The organism is Calidithermus timidus DSM 17022 (assembly GCF_000373205.1).
Classification (GTDB): domain Bacteria; phylum Deinococcota; class Deinococci; order Deinococcales; family Thermaceae; genus Calidithermus; species Calidithermus timidus.
The window spans coordinates 127220-143549 of record NZ_KB890696.1; the positions used below are offsets into that span (position 1 = coordinate 127220).

Here is a 16330-nt window from a genome sequence, read left to right on the forward strand (position 1 = left end):
TCTTTCTCAATCCTCTTCCCAGCGCACCAGGCTCTCTAAGCTGGGGTATTTGCGCGGGGCTAAAGCCCGCTTGGCGAAACCCATGTAGAAAAGCCCCAGCAGCCGGTCGGGGGGCTCGCCCCAGCCAAAATAGGCCGCCAGGTCGGGATGAGTGGCCACCGGGCCGCTGGCCCATAGCCCCCCCAGGCCCTGGGCTGCGGCCATCAGGTGCAGGTTCTGCACCGCCATGCTCACCGCGGCCAACTCCTCCCATTCCGGCATGGGCCGCTCCCGGCGGGGCTGCATCCCGATGGCGATCCAGACCGGGGCCCCAAAGATGAGCTTGCGGTAGCGCTCGAGCCAGCGCGGATCATAGCCCGGCAAGGCCTTGGGGAAAAGCTCCTGCACCTTGGCAAAGAGCCTTTCCTTGGCCTCGGGGCCGGTGATGACCACGAAGCGGAAGGGGTGGGTGCGCCCGTTGTTTGGAGCGTAGCGGGCCGCATCCAAGCAGCGCTCGATGAGAGCACGGGGCACCGGGTCGGGCTTTAGGGCCTGCACCCCGTAGCTGCGCCGCCCTCGGATGATGGCCTCGAGGGCCTCTGCATCAAAGCTAGGGTAGGGCCGGTGGGGCAGCTTGGGCCGGCTCATCAGCGTCACCAGCATCTCCCGCAGGTGCAGGGCATCCCTGGCCGGCTCAGCGAAGCGATGTTCAAAGCAGGCCCTTTGCTCGCCGTCCCAAACCAAGGCCGTGAAGCCCTCGGGGCTGAGCCCTGTCATCTCGGCCCCCTCGGCCCACTCCGGGCCGCCCAGGGCCTTGATGGTGGCCAACAGCTCCTCGGTGTGATCGTCGTTGATGTGCTCGAGGTAAGCCGAAAGCCGCTCGGGGGTTAGGTCGGTGGTAGTCATCCATCAACCTCACTAACGCAGGAAGCGCTCAAGGTCGTCCATGACCTTGTGGGCTCCCAGAATCCCGATGGCTAAAAACCAGGTGTCGTCGTCTACGGCGATAGCCCGCTTGTTTTGCACCGCCTTCAGCCGGCCCCACAGTGGGCTAGCCAGTGCGGCAGCTTGGTCGGTTTTAAGCGGATCGCCGAAGGTGGAATAGAAGAGGTAATCAGCGTCCAGGTCAGGTAGACGCTCGAGGGAGATGTAATCGGCAAAGGTATCCTTGTTCTGGAAAGCCGGACGCGGCAGACCAATATCGCTCAGGATGGTGCCGATAAAGTTGGCCTTGTTCATGCTGCGAATCTGGCCTGGAACAAAGCGTAGGATGCTTACGCTGGGCAACCGCCCACGCCCTCCTAGGCGGTTACGGAGCTGGCTGGCCCGCCGCTCGTATTGCGCCAGTAAGACCCGGGCCTGGGTGCTACGGCCCAGGGCCTCTCCAGCCAACAAGAGGTTTTCCTTCCAGACCACCCCTACGCTCTCGGCCATCACCGTGGGGGCAATGCGGGAGAGCTGGTCGTAGATGGCGCCGTGGCGAAGCTTGTTGGTGAGAATGAGGTCGGGCCGCAGGGCCAGGATTTTCTCCAGGCTGGGCTGCGCGATGGTGCCCACCACTTCAATACCCTGGGTCTGGCTACCCAGGTAGCGCTGAAAGGGCTGATTGGGCGTGGCGGTTACCGCCCCCACTGGCTTGACCCCCAGGGCCAAGGCGCTATCCAGCTCGCCGGTATCCAACACCACCACCCGCTGCGGCACCTTGGGCACGCAGCTTTCCCCCATCGCATGTTTGACCCACCGACCGTTGCAGGGCTGGGCTAAGGCCAGCCCCAGTACAACCACAAGCAAGCCCCAGGCCTTCACTGCTTCACCTTCTCCAGGATCAGCCGGGTCAGCTCGTTCACGTTGCGCAGGCTCACCAACGGGCCACTGTAGGGGCTAAAGGGCTCGGGGGTGTAGAGGATGGCCTGGTCCTTGAGCTTCTGCCCCACCGGGCTATCGAAGAAAGCTTTGGAGCCGTCGTACTGGCCGCCAGGCGGGAAGACCACCACCAGGGTCTCTCGGTCCAGGCTGATGAGGGCCTCGTCACTGATCTGGGCCCCCACATTCAGGGTGACGTCTTTAGAGGTGTAGCCGTCCTTGAAGCCCATGGCCCGCAGGTCGGGGATTAGCCGCACGTTGGTGTAGACCCAGTTGGCCCCTCCGGCGAAGGGAGCCACCACAATCACCTTGGGGTACTTCTGGAAAACCCCTGCGTTCTTCAGGCAGGCCTGGGCAGCCTGATAAGCCCCCCGCACCTGACCGATGATGCGCTCGGCCTCGGTGCTCTTGCCGAAGATGCGCCCTAGGTCGCGCAGACCCCGCTCCCAGAACCCCTTTCCGCCTTCCTCATAGCCCAAGGTGGGGGCAATCTGGCTCAGCTTGTCGTAGTGTTTGTTGCCCTTCCAGGTAAGCCGCACGATCAGGTCGGGCTTGAGGGTCAGCAGGGTTTCCAGGTTGGGCTCCATCCAGGTACCGATGTAGGTCGGACTGTTGAGCTTGGCTCGAGCCAAAAAGCCTTTCTGCAGCACCTCGGCTTTGATATGGCCTCCGCTGATGTCGGCGGGGGTGAGGTAGGCGCTGGCCAGCCCCACGATGCGGTCGCCCACCCCCAGCGCGGCCAGCCAGCCTAGGGCCTCTTCGTCCATCACCACCACGCGCTTGGGGTTGAGGGGCACCCGGCTGGTGCCCTCGTCGTGCTCGATGGTGAGGGTCTGGGCTAGGGCAAAGCCTGAGAGGACGATTGCGACAAGAACGTTCTTAAGGTTCACTTCTCTCCTCCTTTACTCAAAAGGCTCTCAGCCAAAAACGGATTGAGGCCGCTTTCCAACAGTGCCACCAGGCGACCAAACAGGCTTTCCTCCTCGATCTGCTCCTCTAAGTACCACTGCAAAAACTGGTAGGTAGTGTGGTCTTTTTCCTCCAGGGCGGCCTGGGCCATGGCCTGGAACTCGCGGGTGACCTTCTGCTCGTAGGCCAGGGCGGCCTGGGTGGCCTCGAGCAGGCTGGCATACTCGCTTTTCACCTCCGGCAGGGCAGAGAGCTTGACCGGGGCACCCACCTCAACCAGGAAATGAAAGATCTTCAGGGCATGCCCGCGTTCTTCCTCGGACTGGCGCTCAAAAAAGGCCTGCCAGCCCTCCAGGTTCTGCGCCCCAGAGTAGGCCGCCATGCCCAGGTACTGCTGGCTGGCGGTGAGCTCGCGGGTGAGCTGCTCGTTGAGCATGTCCTTTAGGGTTTGGCTAATCATGGGAAACCTCCTTTAGGTATGGCGAAGGTTGTTGAGCAGTGCCCGGCGCTTGAGGCCTTCGGCCAGGAAGTAGCTACCCAGCACCACCCCCACCGCCAGAACCTGGGCCAAAAGCCCCTCCCAAGTGGGGTAGAGCCCGAGCCACATCCCCACCCAGTAAGGGAGGGCCAGCCCCCCGATGGGGTGTACGGGCAGCCAACCCACCACCTGCCAGACGTGCACGGTGGTGCCCACCATGGTGAAAAGCACCAACAGCAGCAGCACCCCGGTGGCGATGAGCATCCGCTTGTAGGGCAGCTTGGCCTGCAAGGCGAAGACCACGAAACCCACCCCCAAGGTGGCCAGCAGACCCAGCCCGATGCCCAAGAGCACCGGGGCCAGGCTGGACTGAAGCACGAGCGACTGCAAGAAGAGCACCGTCTCGAAGCCCTCGCGGTAGACGCTCACAAAGCCCAGGGAAAGCAGCCCCAGGTACTGCCCGGCCTCGGCCCGCAGCAGGCGCTGTCTTTGCTGGTGGAAGCCGGCCAGGTGGTCGGTCCAGTAGACCTGGTGGAAGAACCAGTTCATGATCAAAAGCAGCACCGCGATGGCCAGCAAGGAGACCACCGCCTCGAGCCGCTCGCCGTAGCGGGCGAACTGGGTCAGAAGCCCCCGCATGGCAAACCAGGTCAGCACCGTCACCCCAAAAGCCAGCAAGGCCCCCTGCCACAATGGGCGGCGGAAGCGGCGCACCTCGGGGCGCTTCAAGCTCCCCAAAAGAGCAGCCAGGATCAGCACCGCCTCCAGCCCCTCACGGAAGACGATGACCGCGGCGTTGGCCAGGGTGGCGGCGGGGGCGCTTTGGGTGGAGAGGAAGCCGCTGGCCTCGCGCAGCTTGGCTTCGAGCCGCTGCCGGGTCTCGCGCACTTCACTGGGCGGGGCCTTCTGCCGGATCAGGCGGGCCAGACCATCTGGGTTACGCCCATTCCAGAACAGATCCTCAATCGCTAAGGCCAAGGCCGGAGCGAAGACCCTAAGCCGGGCCTCGGGCCCCGACTCCAAGAGGGCGTAGGCGTCCATGCGCGCCGTCTCGGCCAGGTCGTAGCGGCCCTGGGCCACCGCGTTCTCCAGGGCCTTGAGCTGTTGGCGGATGACTTCCAAGTCGCCTGCGGGGTCGGCCCGGCGCCACTCGGCGGGCAAAAGCGCCTCGAGCTGCTGGCGCAAGGCCTTCACCCCTTCTTCCAGGGCCTGGGCGCTGGGGGGGTTCTCCCCCTGGTGGGCGGCTTGCAGACCCCGCTCGAGCTCTTTGAAGCCCTGACGAACCCCCTCTACCTTGGCCGCTTGGAACATCGGCTCTAAAGCGCTCCAAGCGGTGCGGGCACTTTCCAAAAAGGCCGTGGCCTCCTCAATCTCCAAGGCCTTGGTGACCCGCACCGCCTCCGTCGAACCCACCACCCCCCGGCTGTACTCCACCGGCACCAGGTCCAAAAAGCGCAGGGTCTGGTTGGCCCGCCGAGCCCGCTCACGGGGGGAGAGGGGGGCCGCCTGGAAGCCGGAGAGGGCCTCCCGGATCGCCGCAAGCGGGCCTGTCGCCAGCGCCTGGCGGGCCTCGGCCAGCTTGGCGGCCCCCCGGGCTTCTTGGTAGGCCGGAGCCAGAATCTCAAAGTAGCCCTGGGCCAAGGCCCGCTGCTCGGCGGCCCGGACGGGCTGGCCTTGGGACTGGGCCTCCTCGAGGTCGCGCAACGCGGCCTCCAGCCGGGCCTGGTAGGCCCCCAGCAGGTCGGCGCGCAGCGCCAGGAGGGCTTCCTCGGGTCTTAGACGGCCCTGGCGCAGCTCCTCCAGGGCCAAGGTGGCCTCGGCCTCGGGCGCGGCGTAGCGGGTGGCGGGCCGGTACTCGCGCAACAGGGCCCAGTCCTGGGCCGCCGCGAGGTCCCCAGCGCGCACCGCCCTCTCCAGCCTCAAGTAGCCCTGGCGCAACAGGTCGGTCCATAAGTGGGCCCGCGCCGCGGCAAACGCCGCCTCATCCCGCGCGCCGAGGGCCTTCCTCAGGGGGCTTAAGTCTACCGCTAGCCCGGCCTTGGCCAAAGCCGTCGCCTCCACCTGGACCGCTTGGAGCAGCCCAGCCGCCGCCTGAGGGTCGAAGGCCAGCTCGAGCTGGGCCTCCACCAGCCTGGCCCTAAGCCCCTCGGCCCGCTCGGCGGGGGTGGGCTGAGCCAGGGCCAGTCCAAGCCCCAACAAAAGCCCCACCCAGCGCCTCATTGGCCCACCTTAAGGCCCAGCAGGGCCGCGGCCTGGGCCAGCTTGCCGGTGACGGCGGTGGCCCGGTTGTCGGCCTCTTTGTAGATGAGCTCGGCCTGCTCCAGGCTGAAGCGGCGCACCTTCTCCTGGGCCACCAGCCGCTCGGCGTAGGCCTTTAGGCCCGAGAGCCCCTCGGTAATCTGGCGGTCTAAGGCGGGGTTTTTGGCGCGGACTAGGCTCGAGGCCCCCGCATACAGCGCCTGCCAGGAGCGAATGTTGTTCACCAGATCGTCCAAGGAGGAGATCACGTTGAAGTCGCGCCGGGTGGCCTTATCGCCCAATACAAAGCGGGAGGTTTTCCATCTTTCCACGAAAACCGCGGCCGCGGTGGGTACGTTGGCCACCAGGGCCCCAAAGACGTCAGCGGGAGTTGGTTGCCATTGCCGGGCCGCCTTTAGCAACTCTCCGGTTAACTCATCCAACTTGGCCGCCCCCGCCTTGAGCACATGGGCGTCGGGCAGGTAGTCGCCAAAGCCCAGCTTGCCGTCGTTGTCCACGTCAAAGCGCACCCCGCTGCTAAAGGCCCGTTCGGTGCCCCAGAGGGTGCCCTCCAGCACCCCAAAGGCGTTGCCGGGGCGCCGCAGCACCCGGCCGTCTTCCAGCTTCAAATCGAAGGTGACCACCGCGTCGCCCCCCTCGGCGGCGGAGGCCCCAGCGTCTAGGTTCAGGTCGAAGTCGGCGAGCGACTCCACCCCCGCCACAATCCCCTCCACGCTCTCGTAGATGGGGCTGGCCTTCACCCAGGCCGCCCTGGCCGCTTGCAGCCGCTGACGCAGTGGGCTGGCCTGGGTTTGGGCCAGTCGGTGGTAGTCGAAACCGGCTTTCTGGGCCAGGGCGAAGTAGTCCTGGCTGGCCTTGACCAAGGCCGCAGTGGCAGCTTTTTGCTGTTCCACCCGCTCAATCAGGTAGCCCTTGACCGCATCTACGCCTTGGGCCTGAGCCAGGCTGAGCAGGGTAAGCATGGCAATCCAAGTAGGTGTGCGCATCACTTGTCCTCCTCACGGCAGTTGTACTGGCCTATTACGAAAAGAGCGTAGATTTTCAGAAAAGATCCGAAAATTTTATTCATCCATTACCTCCTGCTCGGCCTCTACCGCGCGACGCAGCAAGGCCATTTCTTCTGCTAGCTGCTCAACCCAGGCTTGGATACGTGGGCGGGAAAGCTCGGGCTGGTTGTCGTAGTCCAGGGCCAACCCTACAAACTGCCCGTTCTCCACGGCCAGGCTTTGGCTAAAAAAGTAGCCTTCCGTGGAAGTGAACCCCACCAGTTCTCCCCCGGCCTGACGTACTTTCTCGGCCAGGATGGCCAAGGCACCTTGAAAACTGTCAGGATAGCTGTACTGATCACCGGCGCCGAAAAGGGCTACTTTTTTGCCCTGCAAAGAGGCGGCCTCGAGCTGCTTCAGGCAGCGTGCCCAGTCGTCTTGCAGATCGCCGATGTTCCAAGTTGAGCATCCCAGCAAAAGGGCCTGGCACTCCTCCAGGCGCTTTAAGCCTTGTTCAGCAACGTCGTGAATCCATACTTCCCCAGCAAAATACTTTTTGAGTTCGGCAGCAATCTCACAGGCTGCGTCGTAGGTATTGCCGTAGGTGGAACCGTAGAAGATGCCCAGTGTAAACATAACCAACCCCTTTTTCTGAAGCTAATTCAGTAACCTCGTGAAAGGCCCGATCTGAGTAGGTTCGGGTTGTTTTGGCATCATCTCGGCTAAAGCCGCGCGAATCATTCCCTGAAGCTCAAGACCCTCGGTGCGGCTCATTCGCAAGGCCACGCTCCCCACCCACAGCACCAAGGGCAGGTCAGGGCTCTCCCTCCCCGCCGCCTCTTCTACCACCGCGGCCAGCCAAGCGAAGTCCTTAAGGCTTAGGTGCAGGGTGGCCACATCCCAGGAAAGATGCACGATACCCCCGTTGCAAGGGCAGCTATCGATGTAGCGAAACTCGCCCAGGGTGGCCAGCCGGCGCAGGTGGGGACAGCTCATGGGTTCCACCCTCCCTTCTCCCGCTCCATCGGCTTGTCTAAGTAGCCCGCCGCCAGCGAACGGCGGGCGCGAATGAACTCAAAAACAGAAGGAAGGGTCGCTTGCATGGCAAAACCTCCTACTCAGCCCGCTACCGGGAATAACTCCGCCTGGGCCAGCGGCATCACCCAAGGGCGGCCGCTGGGGTGCTGGGCCAGGGCAAAGGGCAAGCCGTAGACCGCCTCGAGCCGCTCCGGCCGCAGCACCTCGGCGGGGCGGCCCAGCGCCACCATCCGCCCCTGGTGCAACAGCAGCAGCCGGTCGGCGAAAAGCCCCGCCAGGTTCAGGTCGTGCAGCACCACCACCACCCCAAGCCCCTCCTCGGCCAGGCGGCGGCACAGGACCATCACCTCCACCTGGTGGCGGGGGTCTAGGTGGTTGGTGGGTTCGTCGAGCAGGAGCAGCTTGGGCTCCTGGGCCAGCACCCGCGCCAGGTCTACCCGGCTCTGCTCGCCACCCGAAAGGCTGGGGTAGGGGCGTGGAGCGAAGGGGAGGGCCTGGGTATGGGCCAGGGCCTGCTCGGTCTGGGCGTGGTCCAAAGGCCCCTCGGCCCGGCGCTCCAGGTGGGGCAGCCGGCCCATAAAGGCCACCTCGTAGGCGCTAAAGGGAAAGCCCACCTCGCGCCGTTGGGTCAGCACCGCGCGCAATAGGGCCAGCTCGAGGGCCCCATAACGCTCCAAGGGCCGCCCCAAAAACTCAGCCCGGCCCCGGCTGGGCCGCTCTTCTCCCGCCAAAAGACGCAGCAGGGTGGTCTTGCCGGCCCCGTTGGGGCCCAGCACCGCCAGCACCTCCCCGGCCTCCAGGGCGAAGCCCACCCCCTCCAACAGGACGCGCCCCGCCACGGTGTAGCCAAGCCCCTCGACCACCAACAGGCTCACCGGGCCACCTCCCGCTTGTGGCGCAGCAACAGCCAGATGAAGAAGGGGGCCCCCAGGAGGCTCGTCACCACCCCCACCGGCAGCTCCGCCGGGGCCACTGCGGTGCGGGCCACCAGGTCGGCCAGCACGCTCAAGGTAGCCCCAAGCAAGGTAGCCCCGGGCAGCAGGTAGCGGTGGTCGGGGCCGGCCAAAAGCCGGAAGAGGTGGGGGGCCACCAGCCCGATAAAGCCCACCCCACCCGCCGCGGCCACCGCGGTACCTACCGCTAGGGCCGAAAAAGCCACGGCCTGGCGCTTGAAGGGCTCGAGGTCCACCCCCAGATGAAAAGCCTCCTGCTCCCCCAGCACCAAGGCGTTGAGGGGCCGAGCCAGACGCATCAACCCCCACACCGCCACCAACCCGGTGGGGGCCATGGCCAACAGGGTCGGCCAGGTGGCCCCGCCATAGCCCCCCAGGGTCCAGAAGGTAAGGCTGCGGAGCTGCTCGTCGCTGGCCCGGCTGATCAAAAGGCCAATCAGGGCCCCCACCGCCGCGTTGAGGGCGATGCCGGCCAGCAGCAGGGTCAAGACCTGCACCCGCCCCCCGCTGCTGGCCAGCCGCCAGACCAAAAGGGTGGTGAGAAGCCCCCCTATAAAGGCCATTAGGGGCAGGGCAAAGACCTGCAAAGCCCCCGCTCCCGGCAGCAAAACGATGAAGATAGCCGCCCCCAACCCGGCCCCCGAGGTCACCCCGATGAGCCCCGGGTCGGCCAAGGGGTTGCGGAAGAGGCCTTGCAGCGCCGCGCCCGAGAGCGCCAGCAAGGCCCCCACCGCCGCGGCCAGCACCACCCGGGGCAGGCGGATGGAGACCAGCACCGCGTAGGCCTGGTCGGCCTTTTCCCAAAGGATGCGGGGAATCTCCAAAGGCGGGATGAAGTAGGCTCCTATCCCCGCGGCCAGCAACAAGGAGAAGGGTAGGAGCAGGGCCAAAGCGAGGAGCCTCTGGCGGTAGCGCAAGGAGCGGTGAAGACGCAGGCTGGACATACCCCTACCTCACAGAAGTCGCTTACGGCTGGGCCGGCTCCCCGGCGATGTAGAGCCCTTGGCGCTCGTAGGCCCCGATGAAAAGATCGAGCGCGGCCCGCCCAGCCCGGGGGCCGAAGCCGCCCAGGTAGAGGTCGTCAATCGCCACCACCCGCCCCGCCTGCCCGGCGGGGGTCTGCATCACCCCCGGGAGCTTGCGCAGGCCCTCTAAGCCCCCTACGCTCTCCAGCCCCTTGGTGAAGACCACAATCACGTCGGGCTGGGCCGCTACCACTGCCTCGGCGGTCATCTGGGCGCAGTCCTTGATGCCCTTAGCGGCGTTGGCGATGCCGGCCAGCTCCATCATCCCCACCGGATTGGAGCCTTCCCCGCACACGTAGGTCACCTGGGTGCCCCGCAGGTAGAGGAACAGGCCCCTCAGGGTTCGCTTCGCCGTGGCCTGGCGCTGCTTGGAGCGGAGCAACAGAAGGTCGCGCTCCAAGGCCCGCACCAAGGCCTCACCCCGCTCCACCTGGCCCACCGCTAGGGCGATGGTACGAATCTTCTCCTTGGCCCCCTCGAGGGTGGGCTTGTCCGGCACCCGCACCACCGTCACCCCGGCGGCGGTGAGCTGATCAAAGATCTGGGGCGGCTTCGCGTCCTCCCGGCCCAAGACCAGGGTGGGCTTTAGGGCCAGGATGCCCTCGGCGTTGAGCTGGAACTGGTAGCCCACGGTGGGGAGCCGGTTCACCGCAGCCGGGTAGTAGCTGCTGGTGTCGCGCCCCACCACCTTGTCCCCCACCCCCAGGGCGAAGAGAATCTCGGTGGTCACCCCGTTCAGGCTCACAATCCGCTCGATGGAGCGCACCGTGACGGTCTGGCCCCGGGCGTCCTTGACGGTAAAGGGCTGGGCCAGGCCAAGGCCCAAGGCCAGGAAAGCAGCCCCCAAAAGCCCCCTCATGACCGCTCCTCCTTCAAGGCCGAGTCGGTGACCACGAAGAAGCTTTCCAAACGGTTTTGCTCGCGGAAGGCCTCGCGGGGCAGGGTGCTGCTTTTGGCGTGACCCTCCTTGAACTCGGGGCTACCGACCCAGTTCCGGAAGTGGGCCTCGCTCTCCCAGAAGGTCATCACCACGTAGGGCTCCTCGGCCAAATTGACCGGGCGCAGCACCAGGTTGCGGATAAAGCCCGGCATGCGGTCCACCAGCTTGGCCCTTTGGCGAAAGTTCTCCTCAAAGCGCTCGGCATACTCCGGGTTTACCGGGATGCGGTTCATGGTTACAAACATGCCCACCTCCACGGAGCCAAGGCTAGAACGCTCCGGGATTAAAGTCAAGTATTTCGCTCGGTTTTTGAGATTTTGCAAACGATAACTACTTGTGCCAAGGGCCGCCAAAATTGGAGGCTCGCTCACCCCCGCCTTTTTGATATTTAGTTGTCAATAATCCCATGCGCCTTTTCCTCTGGCTTCTTCCCCTGTTCCTTACCCCAGGCCTCGCCCAAGCCCTGAAGGCAGCTGCGACCACGCCCATCCTGGCCACCGGTTTTAAGGTGTGGTTTTGCTCAGGTTAGAAAGCTTTTCCATTGGGAGGGCTCCACTCCCCTCCTTAGGGAGGACGCGGACGAGTCCACCCGCACCCCGGGGCTCTTCCTGGTGGGGCCCAAGGTGAACCATCGGGGTACGGCCTTTTGCTTCATCTACAAGTTCCGGGCCCGCTTCCCGGTGGTGGCCCAGGCCATCGCCGAGCGGCTGGGGGTGGATTCGGGGCCCCTCGAGGTCTACCGCAAGCGCGGGATGTGGACCGATGACCTAGCGGCTTGTTGCACCTCGAGGTGCGTTTGCTAACCCCTCTGCATGGCGCTTTCCTCGGGGCGCGCCCTGGCCGCAACGAAGAAAAGCAAAACCCCAAGCCCCAAAAGAAGCCAGCCCATCCAAAAGACCAGCCCGCCCCAGGCGTAGCTGCCCAGCAGCAGCACCAGCAGATTGAAGCCAAAAACCCCGCCTATGAGCGCCGCCGTTGGCCCGTTTAACCCGCCGCGGCGGCGCAAAAACAGGGCGTAAACCCAAGGCAGCAACACAAAGACGGCCATGTACCCCACGTTGGCCACGGCCAAGATGGAAACCAGGCTGGGGCCAAAGACTAAAAGCAAGGCCAAGTTGAGCCCCATGTCCAGCACCAGCGAGCCTTGTGGGGTGCCGTAGCGGTTGAGCCGGGCAAAGTAGGGGGGAAGAAGTCCGTCAAGGCTCATCTGATAGACCGTGCGGGTGCTGGGCACCAGGATGGCCAGGGCGCTGTACAAGAGCGCACCTACCAGAAAAAGCAGCAGCAGCGTGGCCCCTTGTGGCCCCAGGTACGCCACGAAGAGGGGTTTGAGGGCCATAACGGGGTCGTTTTGCAGGGTCTCTGCATCGCTGACCATGGCCAGCAGGAAGGGAATCCCAGCAAAGGCCAAAAGGCTCCAGGCCGCAGCCCAACCAAACATGGGCTTCAGGCCGCCCCGGATCTCGGCCACCACACTGCTGATCATCTCCAGGCCATAAGCCGTCCATGCTACGACGAAAAACCACTTGAGGTAGCCAAGGGCGTCGAGGCGGGTAGGAGGATTCAATAGGGCGTAAAGCCTACTTACCTCAAAAGTATCTAAGGCAATTCCCACCAGTACGAGCAAGGGTAGAAAGGTGAGAAAAGCCAGTGCATAGCTCGAGACCATCACCCGCCCCAGGCCAAACCAGTTGAGCGCATACAGCAGGGCCATTATGCCGATGGTGAGGAGGGTGGGGTTGAAAGAGCTTTCCAGGGCTCCGTTGAGCAAGGTGGCACAGATGTAACTGTTGAGCACCGTGGCCGGCGTCCAGGCCAGCCAGTACCCCCAGCCGGACAGAAAGGCCAACCACCGGCTTCGGCCCCCAAAGACCTCCCGGGCGTAGACCGCGGTGCCCCCCGCCTTATGGGGGTAAGCCTGGGCCAGCCGGTACAACCAGTATGCTTGCAGCACGCCGAGGAGGGCCGCGTGCAGCCAGATGAGCAAGGACCAACCCCCCAGCTCGGCCAGGGCCCAGCCGCTCTGGTAGATCACCACAAAAAAAGCTCCTGAGATGAGGAGCAGGCCCTGCAGCCAGTGGAGTGAGCAGGGCAGGTTCATGCCAGACAGGCCTCCAGCCGCCTGACTATCTCATCCTGGCGCTTGCTTAGGCCCTGCCCAATGAAGACAATCTCGGTGGGCTCGCGGTTAAGTGCCTCGAGCAAGGCTCGGTATCGCGCTTGCTCTGCTTCGGGTAGGGCGCGCAGCTCCCCCTCATGTAGGGGCTCCATGCGGGGCTCGAGCACGATCTGCTTACCAGCCTGCGAGAGCGTGACCGGCACATGGTTGACAAACTTAACCCAGCCCTTGGCCCGGATGACTCCCTTGGGCCAGTTATGCAAAAAGGCCTCAAAGGCCTGGGCCTCGAACCCTTGTTCACTCTGGTAAACAAAGCTCTCGAAGCCGTACTCCTCGGCCTCACTGCCACTCTTGTTCCACTCGGCCTCCCAGTCGGGGTGGGCCATCCCTTCGGCATAGTTGTAGAGGCCGGTACCCAGCAGTTTTTGGGGCTCAATCTGGCCTCGCACGGTGCGGTAGATGCGGGCGTAGGGGTTGAGCTCGCGGACGAAGGACTCCAGCTTTTGCAAGTCGGACTCGCTCACCCGATCGGCTTTATTGAGCAGCACGATGGAGGTGAACTCGAGCTGATCGGCCAGCAGGGGAGCCAATGGCACCTGCACGGGGTTGCCCTCTGCGTCTTTCACCTCGTCTACGCTCTGCCAGGTCTGCCAAAAGTTTTCTGCGTCTAATACGGTAATAATCGAGTCCAGCCGAACCCGCTGGGGCAGGTCTTCCATGTGAAAGGTCTGGGCGATGGGCAGCGGCTCTCCAATGCCGGTGGACTCAATCAGGATGTAGTCGAGCTCGAGTTCGGACAGGGTGCGAAGCTCTTGCAAGAGGTCTTCGCGCAGAGTGCAGCAGATGCAACCGTTCGACATCTCGACCATCTTCTCCGAAGTGAAGCGCACCAACTTGGCATCCACATTGACCTGGCCGAACTCATTCACAATTACTGCAATCTTTTTCCCGTGCTGGGCGCTCAGCAGATGGTTGATCAGGGTGGTCTTGCCAGCTCCCAAAAAGCCTACCAGCACCGAGGTAGGGATAGGCGGTTTGTTCACAGCTTTTCCTCCCTGAAGAGAACGTGCTTGCGAGCCCTAGAGTCGTACTTTCTCAGGGTCAATTTTTCTGGGGTGTTCCTTCGGTTCTTCTGCGTTACAAAAAATGTGCCGGTTCCGACGGTAGAGACCATCTGAACCAGGATGCGGGTTCCCTTCTTTGCCATGCAATTATTGATAATGTATTATCAATAAGATGTCAAGGAGATCCTGTGCTTTCCCCAAGGGGGTAGCTTGAACGAGGGCAGGTTGCTTGAGCCACCCAGGGACATCTGTCCTGGTTAGATTTTTAGATAAATTCGAAGACGAAATGGCTCCACCGCCCGCACACCCGCACCGAGCCAATCAGGCTTTAGCCCTGCTGCTGAGCCTGACTTTGCTGGTGGTTTCGCTCGAGCTAGGGCTGCGCGGGGTCTTGATGTACGGTGTAGCGATACGCGGCATAGCCGGGCTCGAGGAGCTCAGCCGCTTCAACCTAGCCAACCTCTGCACCCTGGAGCACCAGGGCCAGCCTCAAGAAAAGAACCACCCCGTAGAGCACGGGCCGCTCTGCTTTGTGCAGCTTTTGCCGGTGGACGACCTGGCTCCCGCCCAGGGCCGTTTTTCCCAGCCGCGCTTCGTGCGGTTTTCGCCCATCGAATCGGCCCTGGTGCGGGACGCCTACATGCAAAGCCTGGCGGCCCGGGGGCCTCCGGTCGCCTAGAAAACCCGTTCCAAACCTAATGCTTGGTGGGTCTGTGCAGACCCGACGGCTTCTAGGCTTTATACCCCGCTTCCACGTTTTCACATCAAGGAGGCTTCCCATGACCCAAGCCCCTCAAGTGGGCGAATATAACCCCACGCAACCCAAGCTGTACCTGGCGGTCTGGCGCTGGCACTTCTACGCCGGGCTGTACGTGATCCCCTTCATGCTGATGCTGGCCCTAACCGGTCTGGTGATTCTCTTCAGCCCCCAGATTGAGGCGGTGCAGTATCGCTCGCTGATGTTCGTAGAGCCTCAGGGCCAGGTTCACCCTTATGAGGCCCAGCTCGAGGCCGTACGCCAGGCCTACCCCAAGGCCACCCTGCAACGCTTCCGTCCCAACACCGAACCAAACCGCGCCTCGCAGGTAGCCCTGGAGCAGGACGGGCGGAAGCTAACCGTATTCGTGAACCCCTACACCCTGGCCGTGCTGGGGGAGGTGGATAACGCCAGCCGCTGGGAGAATATCGCCACCCGTATCCACGGTACCCTGCTGATCCAGCGGGAGGTAGCCCTGCCCGGGGTGGGTAAGGTCAACCTGGGCGACCTGCTCATCGAACTAGCAGCCAGCCTGATGGTGCTGCTGGTGGTCACCGGGTTGTACCTGTGGTGGCCGCGCAATGGGCAGGGGGTATACGGCACCCTGATTCCCCGCTTCAAGGCCCGGGGGCGCAGCTTCTGGAAAGACTTACACAGCGTACCCATGTTCTGGGTTGCAGGCATCGTGCTGTTTTTTGCCTTTACCGGTCTAGCCTGGACGGGCATCTGGGGAGGGCGGTACGTGCAGCCCTGGAACACCTTCCCCGAGCAGAAGTCGAGAAATGTGCCCAAGAGCAACCAAACCCTGGAGAGCCTAAACCGCCCGGGCGAAAAGCTGGTTCCGTGGAACCTAGAGCAGGCCAAGCTGCCCCTCTCGGGCTCCATGGCCGGGCAGGACGGCATTCCCGCCGGAACCCCAGTCAACCTCGACACGGTGATTCAGTACGCGCGGGACAACGGACTCAACCACGGCTTCTGGGTGGCCCTGCCGCGCGGCCCGGAGGGAGTCTGGACGGTATCGGCCAGCAGTATGAGCCGCGACGTCACCGACGCCCGCAAAGACCGCACCCTGCACATAGACCAGTACAGCGGCAAGGTGCTGGCCGACATCGGTTGGGGCCAGTACAGCCTGGGGGCCAAGGCCATGGCTGCAGGCATTGCCCTGCACAAGGGCACGTATGGCGGGTGGAGCCAGGCCCTCAATGCGCTGTTTTGCCTGCTGATTATCCTGGCCAGCACCGCCGCAGCGGTTATGTGGTGGCTGCGCCGCCCCGCCGGGGTCTTCCGTCTGGCCGCTCCCCCCATGCCCAAGAACTTGCCCCTGTGGAAGGGCGCGGTGGCCATCATCGTGGTGATGGGGCTGCTTTTCCCGGTAGCAGGAGCAACCCTGCTCCTGGTGGCTGCGCTGGACTACCTAATCGTGCAGCGGATTCCCGCCCTGCGAAGGGTGGTGAGCTGAGTGAGGGGAGTCAGGAGGCTGATGCTGCTGCTTTTTTTCCTGGGCTTGAGCTTAGCCCAGCACGACCATAGCCAGCACGGGCACGGCAGCCCCATGCCGCAGGGTCGCATGAGCCCGGTCCAGGTACGCCTGGTCTCGGGCTGGGTGCGGCAGGTGCCCTCCAGCCTGCGCGACACTACGGCCTACTTCGTCCTACAAAACCCCACCGATGCCGATCTGCGCCTTATCGGGGGCGAGAGCCCGGTGGCCCAGGGGGTCATGCTCATGGAGGACCACCGGGAAAACCGCGCAGGGCAGGTGGTGCAGGGGATGCGCGAGGTCAAGGCCCTGGTGTTGCCCAAAGGCGGGCGTCTGGAGCTTAAGCCCGGCGGAAAGCACCTGATGCTGATGGGCCTGAAACGACCCTTGAAGGAGGGGGAGCGAATTCCCATCCGGCTGTTTTTTGAGGGCAGCCGGGAGGCCCGAATCGAGCTGAGGGTGGAACGGCGATAGCGTTCCTGG

Annotated in this window: 19 protein-coding genes; 4 read left to right on the top strand and 15 right to left on the bottom strand. The window is 63.9% G+C overall.

Features of this window, described 5'->3' with window-relative positions; genetic code table 11:
- Nucleotides 1-6: 6 nt before the first annotated feature.
- From B047_RS17205 to B047_RS0107185, 12 genes are all read right to left on the bottom strand, one after another.
- Entirely contained in the window at nucleotides 7-885 is an 879-nt protein-coding gene (locus tag B047_RS17205) for a nitroreductase family protein (protein WP_018466267.1), read from the bottom strand.
- A 12-nt stretch (nucleotides 886-897) separates the two neighbouring features.
- The gene (locus B047_RS0107130; RefSeq protein ID WP_245533725.1) at nucleotides 898-1764 is read right to left on the bottom strand and encodes an ABC transporter substrate-binding protein; all 867 of its coding nucleotides are present in this window, start codon (nucleotides 1762-1764) and stop codon (nucleotides 898-900) included.
- Between the two features lie 17 nt (nucleotides 1765-1781).
- On the bottom strand, nucleotides 1782-2732 hold the full coding sequence (locus B047_RS0107135) for an ABC transporter substrate-binding protein (RefSeq protein WP_018466269.1): 951 nt from the start codon (nucleotides 2730-2732) through the stop codon (nucleotides 1782-1784).
- Nucleotides 2729-3211, bottom strand: coding sequence for a ferritin (locus B047_RS0107140; protein ID WP_040779531.1), 483 nt, complete (start codon nucleotides 3209-3211; stop codon nucleotides 2729-2731). The genes B047_RS0107135 and B047_RS0107140 overlap by 4 nt, the downstream gene beginning before the upstream one ends.
- Nucleotides 3212-3223: 12 nt before the next feature.
- Complete coding sequence (locus tag B047_RS0107145) at nucleotides 3224-5449, bottom strand: FTR1 family iron permease (protein ID WP_018466271.1); 2226 nt, start codon at nucleotides 5447-5449, stop codon at nucleotides 3224-3226.
- Complete coding sequence (locus tag B047_RS0107150; protein WP_157205841.1) at nucleotides 5446-6474, bottom strand: imelysin family protein; 1029 nt, start codon at nucleotides 6472-6474, stop codon at nucleotides 5446-5448. Before B047_RS0107150 ends, B047_RS0107145 begins: the two co-directional genes overlap by 4 nt.
- A gap of 75 nt (nucleotides 6475-6549) precedes the next feature.
- Entirely contained in the window at nucleotides 6550-7110 is a 561-nt protein-coding gene (locus B047_RS16465; RefSeq protein WP_018466273.1) for a flavodoxin, read from the bottom strand.
- 21 nt (nucleotides 7111-7131) lie between these two features.
- The gene (locus B047_RS16470; protein ID WP_018466274.1) at nucleotides 7132-7470 is read right to left on the bottom strand and encodes a hypothetical protein; all 339 of its coding nucleotides are present in this window, start codon (nucleotides 7468-7470) and stop codon (nucleotides 7132-7134) included.
- Nucleotides 7471-7592: 122 nt separating this feature from the next.
- Nucleotides 7593-8381: a heme ABC transporter ATP-binding protein gene (locus tag B047_RS0107170; RefSeq protein ID WP_026234681.1), complete on the bottom strand. Its 789-nt coding sequence runs from the start codon at nucleotides 8379-8381 to the stop codon at nucleotides 7593-7595.
- Nucleotides 8382-8383: 2 nt separating this feature from the next.
- Nucleotides 8384-9409: a FecCD family ABC transporter permease gene (locus B047_RS0107175; protein WP_018466276.1), complete on the bottom strand. Its 1026-nt coding sequence runs from the start codon at nucleotides 9407-9409 to the stop codon at nucleotides 8384-8386.
- Between the two features lie 22 nt (nucleotides 9410-9431).
- On the bottom strand, nucleotides 9432-10349 hold the full coding sequence (locus tag B047_RS0107180; RefSeq protein WP_018466277.1) for a heme/hemin ABC transporter substrate-binding protein: 918 nt from the start codon (nucleotides 10347-10349) through the stop codon (nucleotides 9432-9434).
- Nucleotides 10346-10675 (bottom strand): antibiotic biosynthesis monooxygenase family protein, encoded by a 330-nt coding sequence (locus B047_RS0107185; protein ID WP_026234682.1) that lies wholly within the window; start codon nucleotides 10673-10675, stop codon nucleotides 10346-10348. Before B047_RS0107185 ends, B047_RS0107180 begins: the two co-directional genes overlap by 4 nt.
- 378 nt (nucleotides 10676-11053) lie before the next feature.
- Between B047_RS0107185 and B047_RS17210 the strand changes: the two genes are divergently transcribed.
- Complete coding sequence (locus tag B047_RS17210; RefSeq protein ID WP_211209138.1) at nucleotides 11054-11233, top strand: hypothetical protein; 180 nt, start codon at nucleotides 11054-11056, stop codon at nucleotides 11231-11233.
- Here B047_RS17210 and B047_RS0107195 read toward each other — a convergent pair.
- Genes B047_RS0107195 through rpmG form a run of 3 tightly spaced genes read right to left on the bottom strand, consistent with a single transcriptional unit; the run spans nucleotide 11230 to nucleotide 13756 of the window.
- Entirely contained in the window at nucleotides 11230-12531 is a 1302-nt protein-coding gene (locus B047_RS0107195) for an APC family permease (RefSeq protein WP_018466281.1), read from the bottom strand. The two genes, B047_RS17210 and B047_RS0107195, sit on opposite strands and share 4 nt — an antisense overlap.
- Nucleotides 12528-13592 carry a CobW family GTP-binding protein gene (locus tag B047_RS0107200; RefSeq protein WP_018466282.1) on the bottom strand — a complete coding sequence of 355 codons (1065 nt, stop codon included), beginning with the start codon at nucleotides 13590-13592 and terminating at the stop codon, nucleotides 12528-12530. Before B047_RS0107200 ends, B047_RS0107195 begins: the two co-directional genes overlap by 4 nt.
- Nucleotides 13589-13756: a 50S ribosomal protein L33 gene (gene rpmG / locus B047_RS0107205; protein WP_018466283.1), complete on the bottom strand. Its 168-nt coding sequence runs from the start codon at nucleotides 13754-13756 to the stop codon at nucleotides 13589-13591. The genes B047_RS0107200 and rpmG overlap by 4 nt, the downstream gene beginning before the upstream one ends.
- Before the next feature lie 143 nt (nucleotides 13757-13899).
- Here rpmG and B047_RS0107210 point away from each other — a divergent pair, with 143 nt between their 5' ends.
- The 3 genes from B047_RS0107210 to B047_RS0107220 all read left to right on the top strand — a co-directional run bounded on the left by B047_RS0107210 (nucleotide 13900) and on the right by B047_RS0107220 (nucleotide 16321).
- Nucleotides 13900-14292, top strand: coding sequence for a hypothetical protein (locus tag B047_RS0107210; RefSeq protein ID WP_018466284.1), 393 nt, complete (start codon nucleotides 13900-13902; stop codon nucleotides 14290-14292).
- Nucleotides 14293-14392: 100 nt separating this feature from the next.
- On the top strand, nucleotides 14393-15829 hold the full coding sequence (locus B047_RS0107215) for a PepSY-associated TM helix domain-containing protein (RefSeq protein ID WP_018466285.1): 1437 nt from the start codon (nucleotides 14393-14395) through the stop codon (nucleotides 15827-15829).
- A gap of 21 nt (nucleotides 15830-15850) precedes the next feature.
- Nucleotides 15851-16321 (top strand): copper chaperone PCu(A)C, encoded by a 471-nt coding sequence (locus B047_RS0107220; RefSeq protein WP_018466286.1) that lies wholly within the window; start codon nucleotides 15851-15853, stop codon nucleotides 16319-16321.
- Nucleotides 16322-16330: the final 9 nt, after the last annotated feature.

What these genes read in the sequence shown, in the direction of transcription:
- B047_RS17205 (WP_018466267.1), bottom strand. Translation starts at nt 885, where the DNA reads ATGACTACCACCGACCTAACCCCCGAGCGGCTTTCGGCTTACCTCGAG.
- B047_RS0107140 (WP_040779531.1), bottom strand. Translation starts at nt 3,211, where the DNA reads ATGATTAGCCAAACCCTAAAGGACATGCTCAACGAGCAGCTCACCCGC.
- B047_RS0107145 (WP_018466271.1), bottom strand. Translation starts at nt 5,449, where the DNA reads ATGAGGCGCTGGGTGGGGCTTTTGTTGGGGCTTGGACTGGCCCTGGCT.
- B047_RS0107150 (WP_157205841.1), bottom strand. Translation starts at nt 6,474, where the DNA reads ATGCGCACACCTACTTGGATTGCCATGCTTACCCTGCTCAGCCTGGCT.
- B047_RS16465 (WP_018466273.1), bottom strand. Translation starts at nt 7,110, where the DNA reads ATGTTTACACTGGGCATCTTCTACGGTTCCACCTACGGCAATACCTAC.
- B047_RS16470 (WP_018466274.1), bottom strand. Translation starts at nt 7,470, where the DNA reads ATGAGCTGTCCCCACCTGCGCCGGCTGGCCACCCTGGGCGAGTTTCGC.
- B047_RS0107175 (WP_018466276.1), bottom strand. Translation starts at nt 9,409, where the DNA reads ATGTCCAGCCTGCGTCTTCACCGCTCCTTGCGCTACCGCCAGAGGCTC.
- B047_RS0107180 (WP_018466277.1), bottom strand. Translation starts at nt 10,349, where the DNA reads ATGAGGGGGCTTTTGGGGGCTGCTTTCCTGGCCTTGGGCCTTGGCCTG.
- B047_RS0107185 (WP_026234682.1), bottom strand. Translation starts at nt 10,675, where the DNA reads ATGTTTGTAACCATGAACCGCATCCCGGTAAACCCGGAGTATGCCGAG.
- B047_RS0107195 (WP_018466281.1), bottom strand. Translation starts at nt 12,531, where the DNA reads ATGAACCTGCCCTGCTCACTCCACTGGCTGCAGGGCCTGCTCCTCATC.
- rpmG (WP_018466283.1), bottom strand. Translation starts at nt 13,756, where the DNA reads ATGGCAAAGAAGGGAACCCGCATCCTGGTTCAGATGGTCTCTACCGTC.
- B047_RS0107210 (WP_018466284.1), top strand. Translation starts at nt 13,900, where the DNA reads ATGGCTCCACCGCCCGCACACCCGCACCGAGCCAATCAGGCTTTAGCC.
- B047_RS0107215 (WP_018466285.1), top strand. Translation starts at nt 14,393, where the DNA reads ATGACCCAAGCCCCTCAAGTGGGCGAATATAACCCCACGCAACCCAAG.
- B047_RS0107220 (WP_018466286.1), top strand. Translation starts at nt 15,851, where the DNA reads ATGCTGCTGCTTTTTTTCCTGGGCTTGAGCTTAGCCCAGCACGACCAT.